This is a genomic window from Flavobacterium solisilvae (assembly GCF_012911605.1).
Classification (GTDB): domain Bacteria; phylum Bacteroidota; class Bacteroidia; order Flavobacteriales; family Flavobacteriaceae; genus Flavobacterium; species Flavobacterium solisilvae.
Map to the genome: position 1 here is coordinate 187543 of NZ_JAAMPT010000206.1, position 21397 is coordinate 208939.

The following is a 21397-nucleotide window of genomic DNA, read 5'->3' on the forward strand; positions in this document are numbered from 1 at the left end:
TTTTAATTTTTAACATAAACAGAATTTTCTCCATTCTCTTTAACTAATTTTTTAGCCACATCATTAGAGATAAACAATATGTTGGTAATTATTGCTTCTCGAAGTTTGTTCTCGTTGATTCCATAAAAATTATAAGGAATATAATTGAAACTTCTCAAAAAAGAAATGATTTCTTCCATTAAACATTGCCCCTCATAGGTTGGGATTAAATTAACTTCGGAAAAAATAAAATCAATTTTATTATTTTCTAACATTTGCTTGCATCCTTTTAATGCTTTTAACTCATATCCTTCGATATCTAGTTTAAGAATATCAATTTTATCAATATTGTTTTCTAAACAAAAATCACCAATAGAAATAATTGGCACATTTAATTTTTGGTACTTTCTTGCTAAATTCGATTTATGAAAATCATTTGGCTCTAGAAATGAAGATGTTCCTGTATTGTTGTTTTTATAAAATTCTAAATTATTTTTTTCATCTCCAATTCCAACATTATTAACCGAAATGTTTTTATTAGTTTCAACACTTTTTTTTAATTTATTGAAAACAGAAGGATTAGGTTCAAATGAATAAATTTTTGAAGATTTAAAACGTGAACTAAGTTGATAAGTGACATAACCTATATTTGCTCCACAGTCAAATATTACGTTGGGTTGGTGCTTTAATTTTTCATATAAAAATACTAAATCATCATACTCATTTTTAGTAATTTTTCTTTTCTCTCTAAGCAACCTCATTTTAACTCTCCTAAAGAAATTTTTTCTGAAAATAAATCGGGTAAAAATATTTTTATAATACATAATTCTAATTATTGATAAAATTCTATAAATCTTTCTTTTTGTTTCTCCAAACTAAACTCATTTTGAACTCTCAAAATAGCTTGTTCTTGAATATTTTTTTTTTCGGCTTCTGGTAATTGTATGACTTGCTTTATTTTTTCAAAAAGCAATTTTGAATTTTGTTTAGCCACTACAAAACCGGTTTGATTATGTAACACATTTTCGCTCAAACCTTCAGCATCAGAAACTATACATACCAATCCCATGGCTTGGGCTTCAAGTACCGCATTACAAAAACCTTCCTGAATACTGTATTGTAAATAAATATCGGTTTTTGACAACTCTTCTTTAATTTCTTGCGGTGATAGTTTTCCTGTAAATGTTACATTTTCAGACAATCCCAATTGATGCACCGCAAAAACCAAGCGTTCTTTTTCTATTCCATCACCAATCATAGTATAATGAAATTGAATTCCATCAGTTTTCAACAAAGCTAAGGCTTCAAGTGTATATTCTAAACCTTTTATCCAATGTAATCTAGCGATGGTCTTGATTTGAAGAATTCCAGTAGATTTTTTTATTATCAATGCTTCAAAAAGATTTATATCAATTGCAGGAGTAATTTTTGAAATATTTGCTTCTGAAATACCCTTTTCCTCCAAACTTTTTTTCATTCCATCAGACAAAACATGATACTTTACACTTTTAGAAGATAATATTTCATAACAATTCTTATTTTTTTGCGGATAAACATAATGGTCATAACCTCTAAAACTCACTGCCATTTTTGCTACTATGGCTTGAGCAATATTTTCTCTTTCTATAGCCATAGTTCCAAAACCAAAATGCAACCAATCTAATTTTTGAGTTAATAAAAATTGATTTGATACTATACTTTTGAAGTTTTTTATAAAAGAAACATTATCTTTTTTATTGAATTTATACAACCTGTAACTTCTCTTGGGATTTATAAAAATCATCTTTAAAAGTTCCAAAAGTAAATTCCAAAGAACTATAATTTTGTTTCCATTTAATTTTGGAGCTTTAACAACAGTACAATTATGATACTTACTTTCGGCTTCAGAATTGTTTACAAATAAAATAACCGTATGTCCATTTTGTTGTAAACCAACTATCTTATTCTTAAAAAAAGTTTCAGAATAAGAAGGAATATTAGGCAAAACAAGTCCTATCTTCATTGGTTTAAAACGGTTTTATACAACGAAATCATATCGTTAATCATTTTATCTTCGGTATGATTTTTATTGATGGTTTCCTTTGCATTCGAAATTATGTTGTTTTTTTCATTTTCTGTAAGCTTCATTATTTCGAGTACTGCATCGGCTATTTTTTGAGAATTTCTAACAGGAACAATAAATCCATTTTTCTTGTGCTGGATCACTTCATTCATTCCACCACAATCAGTTGATAAAACTAAAGTTCCTAACTGCATTGCTTCTAAAACTACATTTGCAATTCCTTCTTCAACGCTTGGCAATAGTAATAAATCCGAATTGTTCATCATTTTTTGAACTTCTGAAAAAGGAATATTTCCTAATAAAACAACATTATTCTCAAGCTGATAATTCTTTATTTTAAACAATAATTCTTCTGAATTTTGTCCACCAATAATAGTGTATTTTACATTAACTCCATGACTGACCAATATTTTTACAGCATCAATAGAATAAGTATAGCCTTTTACCCAATGGTTTCTTCCTACTGAAATGATTTTAAATTCACCTCCTTCATTTTCTTCTCTTGGATTATCATTTTTAATTTCAGAAAGTCCACTGTAAACCACTTTTATTTTTTCAGCAACTGCGCCATATTTTTGAGCTTCTAATGAAATTGCTTTGGAAACGGCATGAAAACCATCAACTTGTGGAAAATACTTTCGATAGATTTCAGCTAATTTTGGATCAAAAATTGGAGAATAATTTATATGAACGCCTCGAAAACTTACAACCAACTTAATACCAAATTGTTGCACCCAATACCAATCGGAAATACTTTTTGCCCATTGAATATGAAAAACATCAGGTTTATACCAAAGAACTGGATAATACTTTATTTTGGACAACGTTTTGTTTTTTGTGTTTTGATTTATAAATATATCAAGTGTCTTTTTATCTTTTCTATTAAACAAAAACAAAAGCACGCTATATTTTATCAATAGTAAAAATTTAAAAAATCGATTATCCGAGTAACTTTTTACAAAAATTGATTTACTTTGATAGTTTACTTTTCTTTTTTGATAACCAAACAAATAAACTAAGTAATCGTTTTTTGACATACCTAAAATAAGTCTTTCAATAAAAACAGTACTTGGTATTTCACCCGAATAAATTGCTATTTTAACTTTTTTACTCATTCTTTATTTTTGAAAAACAATGAAAGTGTTAACAGCATGCTAACCGAATGCGAATAATAAACATCATCAATTGTTTTAAATTTTTGATAAAAATCTTTAGTAATTGTTGAATCTAAAATATCATTCATTTTAGGATTATTGAATAGCCAATTTTGCAATTGCTTTTCATTTTCGGCTCCTAAAAACTGTAGTTCCCAATTTCTTTGAATAAACTTTTGAGGATTAATAGTTCTTTTTACTTTATCAAAAATTCTATAAGGTAAATTATAAGGCGTTTTATTTAAATGATAATTGTACAAATTAAAAGGCTTTTGACTTTGCCATGTTATCTCTGCTAATTTCGAGTTTCTCATTTTCAGATATTCAATCTGAATTTGCCTTTTGGCTAAATATTTTTCGGGAACAGTACAAATAAATTCACACATTCGGTTATCATAATACGGAAGTGAAATTGGGCGCTGACTTTCAAAAATAGACAAATTTGTACTTGTCCATCTTGGTGCCCAATACAAACTTTTGAAAGCTCGAATTTGTGCATTGGCACTTTCGGGAATATTGATTTTTACTAATAAATCCTTTAGCCTTTCGTATAGATAATCTTTAAAATCTCCTTCAATATTCCATGCTTTCCAAAGCGAAGTAGCCAATGCTAAACCTCCTTTTTTGAGTACTTTTTTGAGTAAAATTTCAACTTGATTTTCTACCGATAAATCATCTGGAATTCCCATGTCATCAAAAAGTACATCGCCCCAATGTCCTAACGAAAAAACATCACCCATTGCCGCATATTTTTCGATAAAAGCCATTTGCCTTGGATGTGTAAAATCGGAATAACAGCCGTTAATTTTGGCTAAATCTTCAATTTTATCCCATAAATAGCCATTCGGAATTTTCCAATTATGAAACGGAAAACCGCAAACTTTTGCTATTCTTTCAGAATATTTGGTTTCATCGTGTCCACCTGAAAAACTGTAACTATACGAATTTACATCTGCCTTGATATGATGGAGTCCACACGCTTGCGTTCGACTATCCAAACCTCCTGACAGAGCGAGAATTACTTTTTTGTTTTCGGATTGTTCTTTTAGAATTTGTTCAAAAAGAAATGCGAATTCTTCTGTAATTTGTTTTAAAGAACGTTCTTTTGGATTGTAAAACCATTTGAAATATTCTTTTTCTGAAATGATTTTATCGTTTTCGATTTTATATTCCGTAGCCGGTTTTAGTGCTTTTTGTTCTACAAAATAAGAGTCGTCATCCAAAAAAAAACCCAAAGCCGAAAAAACACAAATGGCTTTCAGGTCAAGTGTTTTTTGCTCTCCTGTAAAAATTACTTTTGACGGAATTATGTTGGTTTTAATTTCTCTCATTTATTTTTTGACTAATGACAAATATAATTTTTCGTGTTCTGAAATAAATTTTCCCATTGAAAAATTTTCAATGACATAACTGCGTAATTTTTGGCTTATTTCCGTTTTTTCGTCTGTTGTTTTTTTATAAAATAAATCGATTTTTTGAGCTAATTCGGAACTGTTTTTTGCTTCAAATAATAATTCTTTAAAATCTTTTAAAACAAAATTTATCCCTGTAATATTTGAACCCAAAACCGGAACTCCCATACTCATTGCCTCAACCAAAGCCATAGGCATTCCTTCTTTTCTACCTTCGTTTAAAGTTGGAATTACATACAAATCGGATTTTGCTAAAAACGGACGAACATCATTGTGTTTTCCTAAAAAACGGATTTGATTTTCTTTGTTCAGTTCTTTTACTTTTTGTTTTAGTTCAGTTGCATAATCGCTTCTGTCATCACCTAAAACAGTAAGATTTATATTAGAATTATTTAGTTTTAAAACTGCATCTATCAGTAATTCAACACCTTTTACCGGAACTAAATTAGCAACCGTTATTATGTTTAATTTTTCCGAATTTGTTTTTTTAGAAAAATGTTCAGGGCTGTAATATTCGGTATCCAAACCCAAAGGAATTAGTTTTTGCTGTTTTTTATTTGGAAAATAATTTTTCATTTCTTCATTTATCGTAATTATAAAATCTGAAAGATAACTTCTGATTTTCCAATGGATATTTCCCCAAGTCATCGCTTTTTTTGTATAAACAAATTTTGCTCCTCCCAATTTTGCTCCCAAAACTTCTGTCCAGTCACTGCTCCAATGCCACGAATGAACTACATCAAACTGATATTTTTTAATAAAATCTCTATAAGGTTTTATTCTCTTTAAAATGGTTAAATAAGGTTTTGGTTTGCAAGTTGTTTCGATAAGATGTATCGGAAATCCTAATTTTTCAACTTCCTGAAAAAAAGTTCCTCTGCTGTGAGAACAAGCAATGTGAACTTCAAATTTTTTCTTATCTAAATTTGCCGCCAAATCATACAAAACCTTACCACTTCCGGCAGTATCAAAATTAGGAATGGTATAAAGGATTTTTAGTTTTTTCATTTGCTTATTTAACCATTTAAGACATATAAGTTCATATAAAATTTATTTTTTCACAAAACGTTTAACTCTGTTTTTCAGGTAGTTTTTCCATCTTTTATCTGTAGGATTTTGGAAAAAAGCACATAAAAAAGGAAATATAAAATTCTTTATGCTTTTTCCTGAAAGTTCCATCAGATGTTGGGTTGTCATTGCAAATTTGTAATCTTTTTTTGTGATGAGATTCGGGTATTCGTATCTGAAAGAACGTATCAGTTCTCTTGCTGCTTTGTGTTGCTTTTCTTTGTGTGTAGTAACGGAATTTCTATCTACTCTTCTGTCTAAACGGACTAAGGATTCTGGAATTCCGTAAACCTCTGAAACTAACGAAAAACGTAAAAAGTAAGACCAATCTACAGAAATACTCGGATAGTGCTTTGAAAAATACAAACCATTATCTGTATGAACTGATTTACGGAACATCATACAACTATTAGCAATTTTACTTTGCTCTCTGTACATCCACAAAAAAAGTTCTTTGTTTTGAGGATACTGTTTTTTATTTACTAAAAGTCCGGGAAATCGAGAAGTAATTTTGTCTCCATTCCAAAAATCTGCAATACCCGAAACTAAACCAATACTCGGATTATTGTCTAAAATTTCTGTTTGTAGTTTTAATCTTTCGGGATAATAGAAATCGTCTTGCTCTGCTACTGCTATATATTCTCCCGAACTGCAGCTTACAAGCTTGTTCATTGTAGCTCCCAATCCCATATTAACGGGATTTTCGAGAATAACCATCTTTTTAAACTTATCCCGATACTGATTTAGTATGTTTAGCGAATTATCTTTTGTCCCATCAATACACACCACCAACTCAAAATCCTGAAAAGTCTGGTTGACCAAACTATCCAACGTTTGAGGCAAAGTGCTTTCGCCGTTGTAGATGGGAAGTACGATTGAGAGTTTCATAAATCATTTATTGATTTGTAAAAAGAATTCACTTTTTTAGGCAAAATTTAAACCATTTTTTTATATAAATCTATTAGTCGTTCTATCTCTTTTTCTGTAGAAAAATTATCATTAACAAAATCAATAGCTTTTTTTGAAAAAGAATAGTATCGTTCTTTGTCTTTCCAAAGTTTTATGGTTTCATCAGCAAAATAATCAATTTGATTGTAATTGTTTACAATTATAGTTTCGCTTTTAATCCCTGCTTCTGGCAAGCCTCCTGAATCAGACACAATACATGGAATTCCTCTAGATTGTGCTTCTAAAATTGTTGTAGGAAAAGCATCTGAAAGACTGAGTTGAATCATAAAATCATATTCAGAAAGTTTTCGCAACAAATCTTCATTTGCAACTTTTCCTTTAGGAAATACGCAATTATTTAAACCTAAACAATCTATTAAATAATATAATTCTCCTAAATCATTTCCATCTCCATATATATCAAACTCAAAATCAATATTTTTTTCTTGAAGAGCTTTTGCAAACTGTAAAGTTCCTTCAATGTTTTTTTCCCATGTCATTCTGAAAGCAGAAACAAGTTTTAGTTTGTCGCCGTTTGGGTATTTTGGTTTTGTATCAGATGGGTTTCCAAATGAAATAGGAATAACAACTATTTTTTCTTCAGAAATACCCCATTTGGTAAGATATTCTTTTTGATTTTGACTCATCACCACAAAAACATCTACCAAATGTGATTTTTTATTATAAAATTCTCTCCAAGATTTGCTTATCCAAGGTTTTATATAAGTATCTCCGCCTCTTAGTGTAATTATAATTTTTGGTTTATTTGGTAATTTTTCAAAAACTAAAAGTTTCCTCCATAAATAGCTGTGTTGAATGTGAACAATATCAAATTTTGACATTATCTTACTATCTAAAGAAGGAAATTTTGATACTCCTAATTTATATTTTAAGCGTTGTATTTTGTCTTTAAATCCATACGAAACCACATTGTAATCCGTTTCTGGACTTTTGGAATAAGTAAGAGAGGAAACAGATTGCTTTTCACGCAATTTCTTTAACAATACCAATAGATACTTTTGGTACGTTTGCGGATAATTATCATATATGTAGAGGATTTTCATAATTCTTTAACCGTAATCAATTTAAATCTATATGAACTCTTCTTTAAGAAGAAAAAAAAGATTGTGTAAAAAAATAGTCTAACTTTATTTATAGAGGTCAAATAATTAGCCTCATATACATGTTTAATTACAAATAAGTACTTTTTATTTTCTAAAATAGATTTTAAATCTGTTAAAAGAAGCTTTACATACTTCATGTATCCTAATTTGTTTTTCTCTTCCCTAAAATAATTCATTATTTTTTCGTGAACCAAATATGAGGATATTAATTGTCTCCCATCAATATCAGTATGAGAACTTACAGATAACTGATGTTTCCTTACATAAAACAAAATTTTTTTTTCAGTATGACAAATTTTTATATTTTTTCTTTGAATAAAAAAATTAAAGAAAAAATCCAAATCTTCATTCCTGCTTAATCCTTCAGAAAAACGCAGTTGTTTGAGACAACTTTTTTTTATTAAAAATGGTAGAGGTGAAAAGTTTATTTTATTATCAATCAAATCATTAATGATATTACCGGAAAATGATATGTTTGATACACGGTTTTGAATACCATTTACATCAAAGTAACCATAACCACAAAATACAATATCTGCATCAGGTTGTTTTGTAATAATATTCATTTTTTCAAAAATGAAATTTTCATCCATAACATCATCACTATCAAACCAATTGATATAATCTCCCTTGCTTAGTTCTAATCCGTAATTCCTACACGAACCAACTCCTTTATTGAAAAAATGTGGTCTATGGTAATATCGAAAACGACTGTCTTTTTCAACATATGCTTCTACTACTTCATCAGTATTATCAGTACTTCCATCATCTACAATGATGCATTCCCAATTTGTGTAGGTTTGTGCCAAAACGCTATCGAGCGTTTCGCCTATCAGGTGAGCACGGTTATAGGTTGGAATGATTATGGAAACGAGAGGTTTCATCTTTTAAACTTTACGAAATTTTAAAATAATTCTTTTAAAAATTTTATTAATACTATTTTTCAATACCGATACTTTCCAACTTATCGGGTTATTTATTTTTAAGTATTTATTTAAAATATAAAACTCATTTAAAAAACATAATTTACTAATTTTCTGAAAAATAGGATCTTTATATATAATCTTTAAAGATTCTATCAACTCTTCTTGACTAACTGATATTTGGTGATAATTTAAATGATCTTTTATAGATTGAATATTTTTAATTGTTCTTAAAAACCCCAAATGAATACCATGTATAGGTCTTTGAAAACTTGCTAATAACGATTCGTCAAAATCAAAAGCGATTTTATTCATTTCATATAACAATTGTTCATCTCTTACAACATCTTTCATTATTTCATCTCTATAGACTTGATTGTTGAGTATTTGACAAATAATTGGATTTATCTTTTCAAAATATTGCTTTGTTTCTACAAAATGAAGTCCTGATAGCCGATTTAAAATTACCCCTTTATCATTCTTCCTGACCATATTTGAAAATGGGACTTTAAAATCCTTAATTTTTCTAACATGTAATTCTAACAATGGTTCTTTTTCGGGCAAAATTAATATGTCAACATCTCCATAGTATAAATAATCAAAATCAATAAAATACTTGTAATCAAATAGCCAACGAAATAAAGTTTTCGTCCCTCCTCCCCTGATTTTATAATCATTGAAGTAGTCTAAATTTTGAAAATTAACCGGAATTATCTCAAAGTTCACAAAACCATTGGTCTTTATGGTATCAAGACATTTTAAAACTTTATTGTTTAATGATTTATCAATAAAAACTTTAACATAAGCTTCTGGATAAGTCCTCCCAATTGAGTATATGTAATATGGTATGTATTTCTGATATGATCCAAAAATAAATGTTGTAAAGCATAGTTTTTTCATTGAAATAATAGAATGTTTTTTAAAAGCTTTTTAATCGAAAATCTACTTTTATCATTAGCTTTTATCTGTTTATAAAAAAAATGTTTGTAATCTTTCACTAGTTCGGGGTAATTTTTTTTTACCATTTTATAAACCCTCTGAATAGATGATTCAACGAAAGGAATTTCATTAACTTGATATCTTACCTTCAAATATCCATAAATTAACTGCCAACTATATATACTACTTTCAACTCTACTCTTATCTTTTAATAAGCTTAAATTATCTTCTCCGTTTAATCTATACCAAACACTTGATTCTTCACAATAAATAATTTTTTCAATATGTGAAATTATCCTTACCATAAATTCTGCATCATCATTATTAGTTAAAAATTCATTCCAACATCCCGCTTTGCCAATTATTTCTTGTTTAATTAAATATGAATGAATTGGTAAAAATCCTCTAGAGTCTTTCATTGCATCAAAAAACATATAACCATCATCAAATTCGTTATATACCTTAAAGTTATCATAGCATTTTTTTACATTTATATTGCTAAAATTCCCCCATTTACAAAAAGCAATACAAAGACCTTCTATTCTAATCAATTTATCAATCTGCACTTCAATCTTATTATCATCCATTAAATCATCAGAATCCAAAAACTGGATATATTCTCCATTAGCCAACTCCAACCCAATATTCCTACAACTACTTGCTCCTTTTCTTTTATTAAAATCTCTTTTATGATATTGAAAACGACTGTCTTTTTTTACATATTCTCCTACCACTTCATCCGTATTATCGGTACTGCCGTCATCTACAATGATACATTCCCAATGGGTGTAGGTTTGTGCCAAAACGCTATTAAGCGTTTCGCCAATGAGGTGCGCACGGTTGTAGGTTGGAATGATTATGGAAACGAGTGGAGTGTTCATTTAAAATGAATATGATTTAAGATGTTTTTCTATACGATAACTACCCCTGTTTAAAAAAACAGATAATTTCCCAAAACAATAAATTTGAAAAGAAAGTTTTTTGTTCAATTTTTTTATTAAGTCTGGCAAATTATCTAAAATATACTCTGCATTCTGTTTATGGTTATTTTCGACAGCTCTGAAAAATAAATCTAATAATCCTTTATAGTAATAATTTATTAAAAGTTTGTTTTCTATTTTTATGCTCTTTTTTAGATTTTCAACAGCAATAAATGTCTGTGATTCTTTATACGATTTAATATATTTATTATTACTATGCGTTTTTGTCTGTTCGTGCTGCCTATATAAAAATAAAGGAATGTTGATGATTTTGTATTTATCTTCAGGAAGTTCAAAAAACAATCGGGAAAACAGTTCTGTTTCCTGTCCTCTGGTAATCTTATCGGAAAAAAGCTCTTTATCTGATAAAAAATGTTTTTTTATTAGTACAGAAGGAGTTAGTATATGTGTCTTCCACATAACATAATCCTGAAATAAACAAGAATTTACTTTTAATTCAATATTCTCTTTTGAGTTATCATTAGAATTCCAATAAGATCCCGAACATATAACAAAATATAATTCATCTGTAAAAGCCTCAATCTTTGCTTTTATAAAATCCTCCAACATCAAATCATCACTATCAAACCAATTGACATATTCTCCTTTACTTAACTCAAAACCGTAATTTCTTGCGCCGTTTCCTCCGGGTTTGTGGGTTTCGGGACGATGATGGTATTGAAAACGTTTGTCTTTTTTCACGTATGCTTCTACTACCTCGTCGGTATGATCACTACTGCCATCATCTACAATGATACACTCCCAATTGGTGTAGGTTTGAGCCAAAACACTATCAAGTGTTTCTCCTATTAAATGAGTGCGATTAAAGGTTGGGATGATTATGGAAACTAATGGAGTATTCATTGAATTTTTATTCTTTAAAAAGAATAACTTTCTTTGTGTTTAATTTGTTTCAAATATAAGAATTGTGAAATACTTTATCGTGCATTAAATTTTTATTATGGTGTAAAATTCTCTTTTACTTATCAATAATTTGGATCAACGTTTTAATTTTTTCATGCACTGCTTTTCTTGAATATAAACTATATAAAATATCTCTATTTTGAGTTGCAAATCTTTCGTTTAAAGGGTTAAAACTTTTTTTGGAAACCTGGCTTGTAGAAAAAACTTCAATACCTATAGATTTATAATATTTATATACTGGACTTTTTTTGTTAAGAAAAAGAGTCGCTCCTAAATAACCTGAAATAATTATATTTCCAACTCCTTGTTGTCTGATATGATTAAAAATCAAAGTTCCACAACTTAACAAAATTTGATTGTATTTTTCAAGAGGCATAAAATCTATCAATGGATGAAAATTAACACCAAGTAATTCACGTCCTGCATTCAAAACATGATTTTTGTAATTTTCATTTCCCCCATAACTTAAAGGAACATAAACGATTCTATCTTTCAAATCTAATTTGGACAATTTTAAAAAAACTTCAACATGGTTGTTGGATGGATCAGCTGAATTGCCTACTAAAATATTAGGTTGATTTTTAACATTCTTATCTAATTTATCGTCTAACAAATCTTCAAGACAGCCATAAGTAAATGGAGCATACTTAACTTTTGAATTGATTTTTTTTACTAATGAAAATTCCGTTGGTACAACTGGTACGACAAAATCAATTAATTGAACCGATTGATAAAATTTTGTATTAAAAGTATTATCAAGTATTTTGTAACTTTTTAAATTTACTTTTCTAATTAATTTTGAATTTTGAAATAACAAAAACGCGAACCAGCTATTCAGTATTTTGTATTTAAAATTTGATTTAATTTTTAGAAACGATTTAGTTTTAGATTGGTAAATATCTTTTTTTAAAAGAGACCAATTACTATACAAATCATATCCCCATATAAACCATACTTTTTTTATAATGGGTAAAATTTCAATAACTAAATTTTGTTTGTCTTTATCTAAAGCATGAAAAAACACAACATGATTTAATTTGGAATTTATAAAATCTAACAATTCCTTTTTTTCTTGATGTAATGATAAATCTATTTTTTTGACATTTGTAGATTTAACATAATGTAATGAGACATCACTTCTTTTGATTATGAAGTAAACAGATTGATTTGGAATAACTTCCTCAAACAATTTAATACTTGGATCAATAAACTTATCATCGTTAAAAATATGAATAATTGAAGTTGGCATTAAAAATAATTAATTTAAAGGTTCTAATTCTTTGATTATTTTAGCTGGAATACCTACAACCAAACAATTATCAGGCACATCCTTAGTTACAACTGAACCCGCTCCAACGATCACATTTTCTCCAATGCTTACTTTTGGTAAAATTGTGGCATTTGAACCTATTTGTGAATAATTACCAATATTGCAATTACCTAACAATGTTGCTCCGGGTGATATTTCAACAAAATCTTTAATAATTGTATCATGCGTTATAATAGTATTAAAATATATTAATGCTCCCTTACCAATTTTAACATTATTAGAGATTAAAGCATTTGTCATAATATTACAGCCATCATCAATACAGTTTCCAAAATGACCAATGTGTGCATTAGGACTTATAGTACTTGTAAAAACACCTCCTATGGCTTCAAATTTTACAACCAACTTTTTTCTTAGAACAGGATTACCAACACCTATTGTAAATCGATTATCAACTGTTTTAAAATAATGAGCAGCAGCTTCCTTAGTTTTCAAAACTGGAAATTGTTCGTATAATAAATGAGGAGTATCTTCATTCACATCATCATAAAATACCAAATGATCCAGTTGGTTCAATTGATGTAAAACCTCTAATACTTCTTTTGCAAATCCTTTAGCACCTACTAGAATCATAAATTAGCATTTAATATGGAAACTATCTGTTGTAAATTATTTTGATCTAGCTCAACAAATAAAGGCAAACAAAGTATCCTTGAAGCTATACTTTCGGAAACTGGCATAATCGTATTATCAATATATGGCAAGGTATTCAGAGACGGATAAAAATAACGTCTTGGAAAAATCTGAACTTCATTCAACGCTTTTTGAACACGTAGTAATGTAGTTTCATCTTTAAAAATAACGGGATAATAACTATAATTCCATTGCGTATTTTCTCTTATTTTTAATGTTTGAATTTGTGTTAAGTCTAAATTTTCATTATAATAATCAACCACTCGCTTTCGCTCTCTTAAAATAATTACCATATGAGACAAAACAGCTAATCCCATTGCCGCTTGTAATTCAGATATTTTACCATTAATTCCTAATCCATGAAATGCTAACGGTCCATTATGTCCAAAATTATGGCTATAAAATAATTCATGCTGTAAAGTTGTATCTTTTGTAAACAATGCGCCTCCTTCAGCAGTGTGAAACAACTTTGTTGCGTGAAAACTACAGGTACTCACATCTCCATAATTAAAAATAGATTGATTATTGTAGGTTACACCAAAAGCATGAGCGGCATCATAAATTACTTTTAAATTGTATTTTTTAGCAATAGCTTCAATAGCTTCTACATGACAAGGGTTTCCATAAACATGTGTTGCTAAAATACATGTAGTTTTTTCAGTGATAGCGGCTTCAATTTTTGTTTCATCAATTGTTAAATAGTCTGGATGGATATCTACAAAAATTGGTGTACAGTTTTCCCAAACTATCGCAGCTGTTGTTGCTACATAACTGAATGGAGTAGTTATAATTTCGCCTCCAATTCCTAATAATTTTAATGCTATTTGAATAGGTACTGTACCATTATTTGTGATTAGAATATGCTCAACGGATAGATATGCTTTTAACTTATCTTCCAACTCCAATATCAATTCTCCACGATTTGTTAACCACTGGTTGGACCAAATGCGTTGCAATTGAGCTTGATACTCTTCTATGGATGGAAAAAAAGTTTTTGTTACGTTGATCATAGTTTTATTTTCTTCTTGCTAAACACCAAATACCTGTTATCATTTGACCTTCGCTAAAATTAGATTTTGTAGTTGCTAAATCTTTCTTCATTAAATATTTAACTAAAGGGAGCAGCAAAGTGGAAAGTAATTTTCTATGTTTAGATGGACAACCTCTTCTTGCATACAATGCTAACATGGATGCCATACTACCATGCCAATTATTGAAACTTTCTAAATTAATAATTTCAAAATTATTATCCTCTAACATTCTCTTTAAAGAAAATGGTGTATATCGGTACTCATCATTTGGTATATCGTGTAAAGTCCATAAAAAGGGAACTGTAATTAACAAATTTGCATCCTTTTTTAACAATCTACTTAATTCTTTTATCGTATTTTCAGGTTTGGTCATGTGTTCCAAAACCTCAATTAATATTGCATTATCAAATGTCGAACTTTCAAGTGGAACTTCAAAACCATCCCAAAAAAAATCGGGCTTTAGTGTTTTTTGATATATTGGATTTTCAATATCAACACCAACATAACTTGTAACACCTGAGTTTTCTAATATTAATTTTTTATAAGGCATTGTTCCACAACCCAAATCGAGAAGATTTCCATTTTTAAATACATTTTTTGAAATTCTTTTAATCAATTCTTTCTTTTGGGTTAATGGATAATAAATATCCATATTTTCTATTGTTAATCTATCGATATTTCTCATCTTAATTTATTAATCATCCATTTTAATTCTGGTCTAACTACACCTCCAATTTTACCAAACCAATTCATTTTTCTTTCTTCAGTTTCAACTGCGCTCCATGAAAAAACATCATCAAGATCTATTAGTATTTTAGATTGATTAACAAAAATTAATCTTAATTTATACTTCAAATCGTTTAAAAAATTTTCAGGAATTTCAAACAATGCATCATAATTTCCTACTTTAATATTTTCAACATCAGATATTGAGTTTAATATAAAAATATCATTAAAATCTTTCAACACAAGACTAAAATTAAAGGCACTCAAATCAGACAAAACATCATAATTTATCTTAACAAATGTTTTATTCTCAATGGAAAAAAAATTGTCTGAACATAACTCTAGTTGGTTAATCACTATTTTATCCGAACTATACAATTGGTCTAATTCTTCTTTTTTATATATTACTTTTTCAAAAGATTCTTTTTCTAAATAATAATTTACCGCACTTTCGGCATCACTGCTAAATACTACTTTTCCATGCTCCAAAACAATCCCCTTTGTGCACAAACTCTTCACCGCAGCCATATTGTGACTAACAAACAAAACGGTTCGCCCTTCATTTTTTGAAATACTCTGCATTTTACCAATGGCTTTCTTTTGAAACTCGGCATCACCTACAGCTAGTACTTCATCTACTACTAAAATTTCGGGTTCAAGAAATGCAGCAACAGCAAATCCTAATCGAACAGTCATTCCGCTGCTGTAGCGTTTGGTTGGCGTATCAATATAGCGTTCGCATCCACTAAATTCGATAATTTCATCTAGTTTTGACGTAATTTCTTTTTTGGTCATTCCCAAAATGGCACCATTCAAATAGATGTTTTCTCTACCGGTAAGTTCTGGATTAAATCCAGTACCTACTTCGAGCAAAGACGCAATTCTACCACGCGATTTGATAACTCCAGTGGTTGGCGAAGTTACTTTGGACAAAATCTTTAGTAAGGTAGATTTTCCTGCACCGTTTTTACCGATAATACCCAGAACTTCTCCGCGTTCTACTTCAAAATTAATGTCTTTAATTGCCCAAACATAATCACTATCGGCTTTTTTTGTTCGGTCGTTTACTTCTCCTAGTTTTAAATATGGATCTTCTTTACCTCTAACTTTATGCCACCATCTATTGAGATCATGGCTAATAGTTCCTGTTCCAACTACTCCTAAACGATATTGCTTAGAAATATTTTCGGCTTTTAATATGATATTCTTATCAGACACTTTCTCAAAAATTATAAATTATACGGTATCGATAAAACTTTTCTCCGTTCGATTAAAGATTACCAATCCTATTAGAAAAACAACAACCGTAATTAAGGCTGTATAAACTATTCCAAACCCTGAAACTGAACCTTTATCTAATAATAAATAGCGTGAGGCTTCTATAACATAAGCCAATGGATTGTAGTCTATTAACCAACCCAATTGTGGTAGTTTTTCTCTCATTAATTCCATAGGATACATTACTGCTGATACATACATCAATAATTGAACTCCAAAAGTTACTAAAAATGATAAATCCCTATATTTAGTTACCATAGAAGATATTATCATTCCTAATCCTAAACCTAAAATACCCATGATAATGACTAAAAAAGGAAACAACAAAACTTTCCAATCCAGCACATTATTCATTCCGTTTAATAAAAAATAAACATACACACTAAAAAAGATTAGTAACTGAATACCTAATTTTATCAAATTAGTAATAACGGTAGAAATAGGCATAATTGCCCTAGGAAAATAAACTTTGCCAAAAATGGATGCATTTTTCTTAAAAGTATCCGAAGTTTCATTTAAACAAGCTGTAAAATAATTCCAAGTGATAATTCCAGCCAAATTAAATAAAAACGGAGGAATTCCACCTGTTTGAATTCCGGCTACTTTGTTGAAGATAATAGTAAAAGTAATAGCCGTAAAAAGCGGCTGAATAAAATACCACAATGGTCCTAAAACAGTTTGTTTATAAACAGTTACGACATCTCTTTTTACAAATAGAAATAACAAATCGCGATATTGCCAAATTTCTCTTAAATTCAAAGAAAATAAACTCCTTTTTGAAGTTATCTCATACAACCATTCGTTTTTTTCGAACTGTTTATTATTCATATTTTTCCTTGATTTTACTACGATTTCAAAAGTAATTCATTTTACTAAAGTGGCAAATTTATTTATTTGGAAACTTTTGTAAATGTTTTCTAGCAAGTAAAAACAAAATATCGCTGTAAAAAATCTACTTTTGTACTACTTATTTTAATGAAATGCTATCGTTATTTAAACAGAAACCCGTTTTAAAAGAATTAATCCCAAACCAATTTGTTGATATTCATTCGCATGTACTACCAGGAATTGATGATGGCGCAAAAACGATTGATGACACGATTTCATTACTTTCCCAAATGAAAGAAATGGGCTTTGAAACCGTTATTACAACGCCGCATATCATTACAAATATTTGGAACAATACTGAAACTTCTATTCGAGATAAACATATTGAAACATCAAATTTAGTTTCAGAAACGATTGTAGCTACTAACTTTAAAGCTGCCGCTGAATACATGATTGATTCGTTTTTTTTAAAACGTCTTGCTTCCGAAAAATTACTAACTATTAAAGACAATTATATTCTGATTGAAATGTCCTATCTCAGTCCGCCTATTCAATTATATGATATTTTATTTGAAATTCAATTAGCAGGTTACCAACCTATTTTAGCACATCCTGAACGTTATTTGTTTTATCACAACGATTTTAAAGAGTACGAAAAGATAAAAAATTCGGGATGCTTATTTCAATTAAACTTATTAGCAACGGTTGGTTATTATGGAGAAAAAACAGCCCTAATTAGCGACAAACTTTTACAAAATGATTTCTATGACTTTGTTGGAAGTGATATTCATCATCAAAATCATGTTAAAGCTTTTTCTCGAAAAGTTAACGTTAAAAATGTAACCCAACTTGAAAGTGTTATTCAAAAAAATCTATTTTTTTCGGAATAGTTTCTCTTTCAACGTTTTTACCTCAGGTTCCACGCCATAGCCATAGCCATAACCATACGCGTAACCATATGATTTTTTCAAATCGGTGTCGTTTAATATCAACGATAAATTAGGTAATTTCTTTTGTTGGTATAAATCCTCAATAAAACCAAGCATTCGTTTATCAAGATAGTTCGCTCTAATGACATATACAAAGGCATCAGCATGTTTCGCAACAAGCAATGTATCAGTAACTAAACTAACCGGTGGTGTATCTACAATAATATAATCGTATTCTTTTTTCAAAGCGGTGAAAAGTTCATTGATTTTATTACTACTTAATAATTCAACAGGATTCGGAGGAATAACTCCCGATGGTAAAGCATATAAATTATCAAATTTATCTACTTTAACGATGTAATCATGTATATCTTGATCATTTTTGGCTAAATAATTAGTTAATCCGTTAGTTGGTATAGTAATATAATTATTCAACTTTGGATTTCTAATATCCATCCCTATTATCAATACTTTTTTAGCGGTAAGTGCAATAGTTGCAGCCAAATTAATAGATATAAAAGTTTTCCCTTCTTTTGGAATAGAAGATGTTACAAAAATAGTTTTGCATTGATTTTCAGCCACATTACCTAGTATAAAATCAAGATTCGTTCGAATCATTCTAACGGCTTCCGCAGAACTCGATCTACTTGCTACTTCTATAATTTGATCACTACTTTCGGAAGCAGGAATATCACCCAAAAACGGAATAGTCACCACTTCTTCTACATCTTTTCTATTCTTAATTTTTGTATCGAGTAAATCACGAATAAAGATGATTAAAAACGGAATAAGTAATCCTGCCATTAAAGCAGCAATCCATATTATGCTTCTTTTTGGAGAAACTGGAAATTTTGATGCGCTTGCTGCATCTATAATCTTTGCATTTGGTGCCGTTACTGCTAATGTAATCCCAACTTCTTCTCTCTTTTGTAACAAATAAAGATATAAGGCTTCTTTTATTTTTTGTTGTCTGTCAATTATCTTGAATTCTCTTCCTTGGCTTGGAATACTAGAAATTTTGCTGTTAATTAAATTATCCTGAATTCTTAAATCATTTCTCTTAATTTTCAAGGATTCCAATAAGCGATTAAGACTTTCCTTTATGCTAATTCGCATATCATCAATTTTGTTATTCAAATTGATAATAGTTAAATTTTTATCTGTTCCTCCGTTATTTAGATTTCTATTTCTTTGATTAATCAAACTATTGTACTCATTAATTAAAGTAGCTGTAGCATTGGAGTTTTGGTTATCCATTGCTGGTACTATATTATTAGGAATAATACCGTCTTTGGGCGAATCATTCAAATAATCAATTAATGAATTTACAACTTTTACTTGTGTCTCAGCTTGAATTAATTCTTTTTCAAAAGATACTGAATTTTGAACTAACGTTTGAGCATCGGTTTCAATATTGGTCAATCGATTCTCTTTCAGGAAACTTTCTCCTGCTTTTTCAACATCACCCAATTCTTTGGTAATATATTTTAATCGTTCATCAATGAATTCCTGAGTGTTTTTAGAAATAAAGTTTTTATCATCAATGGCATCTTGATTGTATATTTCGACCATAGCATTCAAAAAATCAGCAGCTTTTTGCGGAATTTCATCTGTTAAAGTTAAGGTAACAACACTTGTAGTCTTGCTTATTGGTTCAACAGATATTCTCGATTTATAGCTTTGTGCAACTTGTTCTACACTTCTTATTTGTAGCGTAACAGGATAGTTGTCAAATTTATTTTCGGGCAATTGTGGTCGTTTGGTAATAACCATTTTGGCATCAGCCAATTGGATTGTTTCACCATATTTATAAACTCCAATATTTTTATTATCAAAAGTTTTGAGTTCAAAAGTGTTTCCCTTTTTGTTATCTATTAAATAGGTTTTGTTTTTTTCGTAGAAATTTTTATTTACTTCAAAAAATGAAATATCAAAAGGCTTGCTATCATACAATTCTATTGTTTTAACTCGTGCTTCTGTATAAAAAGCAACGTTAAAATTCAGTTTTCTAACCGCAGCTTCTACAATACTTCTTGATTTTATTACTTCTATTTCGTTATCAACATTGCTTTTAACATTCATTAATCCTAAATCGTTGAAAGCACTCATTTCTGACGATAAACTACCTTTTCTGTCGTCTTTTACCAATATCGTAGCCGTTGCTCTATATTGTGGTTGTGCATATCTCAAATAAATAAACGCAACGAGTAATGCAATGAATACCGAAAGCGCAAACCATCTCCAATACTTCAAGTATTTTTCAAGCTGTTCTCTTAAATGGATACTTTCGTCCTGCAATTGATGCTGAAAAGAATGTTGTTCTTGCATTTTATCTTGTCAATAATACGATTAATGAAATAATAACCGAAGTTGCTGATATTATTGCGGTTACATTTGGTCCAAAAGCCGATGCATTTACTCTGGTTTTATTAGGTTCAACCACTACAACATCGTTTTGCGTTAAATAGTAAAATTCCGAATTAATAAAATCCGATTTCGTTATATCTATTCTATTATAAATTTTGTTTCCGTCTTTTTCGCGTATTACTAAAATATTATCTCGCTTTCCATATATAGTTAAATCGCCAGCATTAGCAAGAGCTTCCAATAAAGTTACTCGCTCACTAGGAATAGTATGACTTCCTGGATTTTTAACTTCTCCTAAAACCGAAAACTTAAAATTAAGTATTCTCAAATTTACCGTTGGATTTTTCTCAATATAAGGTCGCACTTTATCGGTAAGCAAAGCTACTGCCTGTGTACGGGTTAATCCAGCTAATTTAATTTTTCCTAATACGGGATATGTAATTTCTCCGTTACTATCAATGAGATAGGTTTTGGTGCCTTCTTGGTTTTCAGTAACCTTATAATTTCCCTGAACTTTAGGTACATTAAACATATAAGTCAGCTCTGGATCATCGGCAGAAACAATAATACTCAACAAATCATCATTTTTCAATACAGGTTCATAACTAGCTGTTGTACTAGAATTCGTATTGCTATTAATATCTTGAAGATAAGCAACCGATTTTCTGGATGCACAAGATTGCATAATAAGTATTGAAAAAAGGAGTATTATTTTGAAAATTGAGGAATAACGCATTCTTTATTTTAATTTAGTTGGAGCAA

General features: G+C 29.4%; 20 protein-coding genes. 1 reads left to right on the top strand and 19 read right to left on the bottom strand.

What is annotated here, in order from left to right:
• Positions 1-2: 2 nt before the first annotated feature.
• The 17 genes from G6042_RS08570 to G6042_RS08650 all read right to left on the bottom strand — a co-directional run bounded on the left by G6042_RS08570 (position 3) and on the right by G6042_RS08650 (position 17339).
• Entirely contained in the window at positions 3-734 is a 732-nt protein-coding gene (locus G6042_RS08570; protein ID WP_169523899.1) for an FkbM family methyltransferase, read from the bottom strand.
• A 77-nt stretch (positions 735-811) separates the two neighbouring features.
• Positions 812-1981, bottom strand: coding sequence for a glycosyltransferase family 4 protein (locus G6042_RS08575; protein ID WP_169523900.1), 1170 nt, complete (start codon positions 1979-1981; stop codon positions 812-814).
• Positions 1978-3156 carry a glycosyltransferase family 4 protein gene (locus tag G6042_RS08580; RefSeq protein WP_169523902.1) on the bottom strand — a complete coding sequence of 393 codons (1179 nt, stop codon included), beginning with the start codon at positions 3154-3156 and terminating at the stop codon, positions 1978-1980. The genes G6042_RS08575 and G6042_RS08580 overlap by 4 nt, the downstream gene beginning before the upstream one ends.
• Positions 3153-4526, bottom strand: coding sequence for an asparagine synthase-related protein (locus G6042_RS08585; protein ID WP_169523904.1), 1374 nt, complete (start codon positions 4524-4526; stop codon positions 3153-3155). Before G6042_RS08585 ends, G6042_RS08580 begins: the two co-directional genes overlap by 4 nt.
• Positions 4527-5615 carry a glycosyltransferase gene (locus G6042_RS08590; RefSeq protein ID WP_169523905.1) on the bottom strand — a complete coding sequence of 363 codons (1089 nt, stop codon included), beginning with the start codon at positions 5613-5615 and terminating at the stop codon, positions 4527-4529.
• Positions 5616-5657: 42 nt separating this feature from the next.
• Positions 5658-6563 (bottom strand): glycosyltransferase family 2 protein, encoded by a 906-nt coding sequence (locus G6042_RS08595; protein ID WP_169523907.1) that lies wholly within the window; start codon positions 6561-6563, stop codon positions 5658-5660.
• 47 nt (positions 6564-6610) lie between these two features.
• Positions 6611-7687, bottom strand: coding sequence for a glycosyltransferase family 4 protein (locus tag G6042_RS08600; protein WP_169523909.1), 1077 nt, complete (start codon positions 7685-7687; stop codon positions 6611-6613).
• Positions 7684-8631 (bottom strand): glycosyltransferase family 2 protein, encoded by a 948-nt coding sequence (locus G6042_RS08605; protein WP_169523911.1) that lies wholly within the window; start codon positions 8629-8631, stop codon positions 7684-7686. The genes G6042_RS08600 and G6042_RS08605 overlap by 4 nt, the downstream gene beginning before the upstream one ends.
• Positions 8632-8634: 3 nt before the next feature.
• On the bottom strand, positions 8635-9570 hold the full coding sequence (locus G6042_RS08610; protein ID WP_169523913.1) for a hypothetical protein: 936 nt from the start codon (positions 9568-9570) through the stop codon (positions 8635-8637).
• A complete protein-coding gene (locus G6042_RS08615; protein WP_169523915.1) occupies positions 9567-10490 on the bottom strand; it encodes a glycosyltransferase family 2 protein in 924 nt (307 codons plus the stop codon). The genes G6042_RS08610 and G6042_RS08615 overlap by 4 nt, the downstream gene beginning before the upstream one ends.
• Positions 10491-11453: a glycosyltransferase family 2 protein gene (locus G6042_RS08620; RefSeq protein WP_169523917.1), complete on the bottom strand. Its 963-nt coding sequence runs from the start codon at positions 11451-11453 to the stop codon at positions 10491-10493. It lies immediately after the preceding gene.
• A 115-nt stretch (positions 11454-11568) separates the two neighbouring features.
• The gene (locus G6042_RS08625; RefSeq protein ID WP_169523918.1) at positions 11569-12762 is read right to left on the bottom strand and encodes a TDP-N-acetylfucosamine:lipid II N-acetylfucosaminyltransferase; all 1194 of its coding nucleotides are present in this window, start codon (positions 12760-12762) and stop codon (positions 11569-11571) included.
• A gap of 9 nt (positions 12763-12771) precedes the next feature.
• Positions 12772-13416, bottom strand: coding sequence for an acetyltransferase (locus tag G6042_RS08630; RefSeq protein WP_169523920.1), 645 nt, complete (start codon positions 13414-13416; stop codon positions 12772-12774).
• On the bottom strand, positions 13413-14486 hold the full coding sequence (locus G6042_RS08635) for a DegT/DnrJ/EryC1/StrS family aminotransferase (RefSeq protein WP_169523921.1): 1074 nt from the start codon (positions 14484-14486) through the stop codon (positions 13413-13415). Before G6042_RS08635 ends, G6042_RS08630 begins: the two co-directional genes overlap by 4 nt.
• A gap of 4 nt (positions 14487-14490) precedes the next feature.
• Positions 14491-15192: a class I SAM-dependent methyltransferase gene (locus tag G6042_RS08640; RefSeq protein WP_169523922.1), complete on the bottom strand. Its 702-nt coding sequence runs from the start codon at positions 15190-15192 to the stop codon at positions 14491-14493.
• Positions 15189-16451 (bottom strand): ABC transporter ATP-binding protein, encoded by a 1263-nt coding sequence (locus tag G6042_RS08645; protein WP_169523923.1) that lies wholly within the window; start codon positions 16449-16451, stop codon positions 15189-15191. The genes G6042_RS08640 and G6042_RS08645 overlap by 4 nt, the downstream gene beginning before the upstream one ends.
• An 18-nt stretch (positions 16452-16469) precedes the next feature.
• Positions 16470-17339, bottom strand: a complete 870-nt coding sequence (locus G6042_RS08650) for an ABC transporter permease (protein ID WP_169523924.1) — start codon at positions 17337-17339, stop codon at positions 16470-16472.
• Between the two features lie 152 nt (positions 17340-17491).
• On the opposite strand from G6042_RS08650, the gene G6042_RS08655 reads away from it, so the two are divergent.
• The gene (locus tag G6042_RS08655) at positions 17492-18229 is read left to right on the top strand and encodes a tyrosine-protein phosphatase (RefSeq protein WP_169523925.1); all 738 of its coding nucleotides are present in this window, start codon (positions 17492-17494) and stop codon (positions 18227-18229) included.
• Here the strand turns inward: G6042_RS08655 and G6042_RS08660 are convergent.
• Entirely contained in the window at positions 18212-20596 is a 2385-nt protein-coding gene (locus tag G6042_RS08660) for a GumC family protein (RefSeq protein WP_169523926.1), read from the bottom strand. The two genes, G6042_RS08655 and G6042_RS08660, sit on opposite strands and share 18 nt — an antisense overlap.
• A 1-nt stretch (position 20597) precedes the next feature.
• Positions 20598-21320, bottom strand: coding sequence for a polysaccharide biosynthesis/export family protein (locus G6042_RS08665; RefSeq protein WP_235933247.1), 723 nt, complete (start codon positions 21318-21320; stop codon positions 20598-20600).
• Between the last annotated feature and the right edge of the window lie 77 nt (positions 21321-21397).

What these genes read in the sequence shown, in the direction of transcription:
- G6042_RS08575 (WP_169523900.1), bottom strand. Translation starts at nt 1,981, where the DNA reads ATGAAGATAGGACTTGTTTTGCCTAATATTCCTTCTTATTCTGAAACT.
- G6042_RS08580 (WP_169523902.1), bottom strand. Translation starts at nt 3,156, where the DNA reads ATGAGTAAAAAAGTTAAAATAGCAATTTATTCGGGTGAAATACCAAGT.
- G6042_RS08585 (WP_169523904.1), bottom strand. Translation starts at nt 4,526, where the DNA reads ATGAGAGAAATTAAAACCAACATAATTCCGTCAAAAGTAATTTTTACA.
- G6042_RS08590 (WP_169523905.1), bottom strand. Translation starts at nt 5,615, where the DNA reads ATGAAAAAACTAAAAATCCTTTATACCATTCCTAATTTTGATACTGCC.
- G6042_RS08595 (WP_169523907.1), bottom strand. Translation starts at nt 6,563, where the DNA reads ATGAAACTCTCAATCGTACTTCCCATCTACAACGGCGAAAGCACTTTG.
- G6042_RS08600 (WP_169523909.1), bottom strand. Translation starts at nt 7,687, where the DNA reads ATGAAAATCCTCTACATATATGATAATTATCCGCAAACGTACCAAAAG.
- G6042_RS08605 (WP_169523911.1), bottom strand. Translation starts at nt 8,631, where the DNA reads ATGAAACCTCTCGTTTCCATAATCATTCCAACCTATAACCGTGCTCAC.
- G6042_RS08610 (WP_169523913.1), bottom strand. Translation starts at nt 9,570, where the DNA reads ATGAAAAAACTATGCTTTACAACATTTATTTTTGGATCATATCAGAAA.
- G6042_RS08615 (WP_169523915.1), bottom strand. Translation starts at nt 10,490, where the DNA reads ATGAACACTCCACTCGTTTCCATAATCATTCCAACCTACAACCGTGCG.
- G6042_RS08620 (WP_169523917.1), bottom strand. Translation starts at nt 11,453, where the DNA reads ATGAATACTCCATTAGTTTCCATAATCATCCCAACCTTTAATCGCACT.
- G6042_RS08625 (WP_169523918.1), bottom strand. Translation starts at nt 12,762, where the DNA reads ATGCCAACTTCAATTATTCATATTTTTAACGATGATAAGTTTATTGAT.
- G6042_RS08630 (WP_169523920.1), bottom strand. Translation starts at nt 13,416, where the DNA reads ATGATTCTAGTAGGTGCTAAAGGATTTGCAAAAGAAGTATTAGAGGTT.
- G6042_RS08635 (WP_169523921.1), bottom strand. Translation starts at nt 14,486, where the DNA reads ATGATCAACGTAACAAAAACTTTTTTTCCATCCATAGAAGAGTATCAA.
- G6042_RS08640 (WP_169523922.1), bottom strand. Translation starts at nt 15,192, where the DNA reads ATGAGAAATATCGATAGATTAACAATAGAAAATATGGATATTTATTAT.
- G6042_RS08650 (WP_169523924.1), bottom strand. Translation starts at nt 17,339, where the DNA reads ATGAATAATAAACAGTTCGAAAAAAACGAATGGTTGTATGAGATAACT.
- G6042_RS08655 (WP_169523925.1), top strand. Translation starts at nt 17,492, where the DNA reads ATGCTATCGTTATTTAAACAGAAACCCGTTTTAAAAGAATTAATCCCA.
- G6042_RS08660 (WP_169523926.1), bottom strand. Translation starts at nt 20,596, where the DNA reads ATGCAAGAACAACATTCTTTTCAGCATCAATTGCAGGACGAAAGTATC.
- G6042_RS08665 (WP_235933247.1), bottom strand. Translation starts at nt 21,320, where the DNA reads ATGCAATCTTGTGCATCCAGAAAATCGGTTGCTTATCTTCAAGATATT.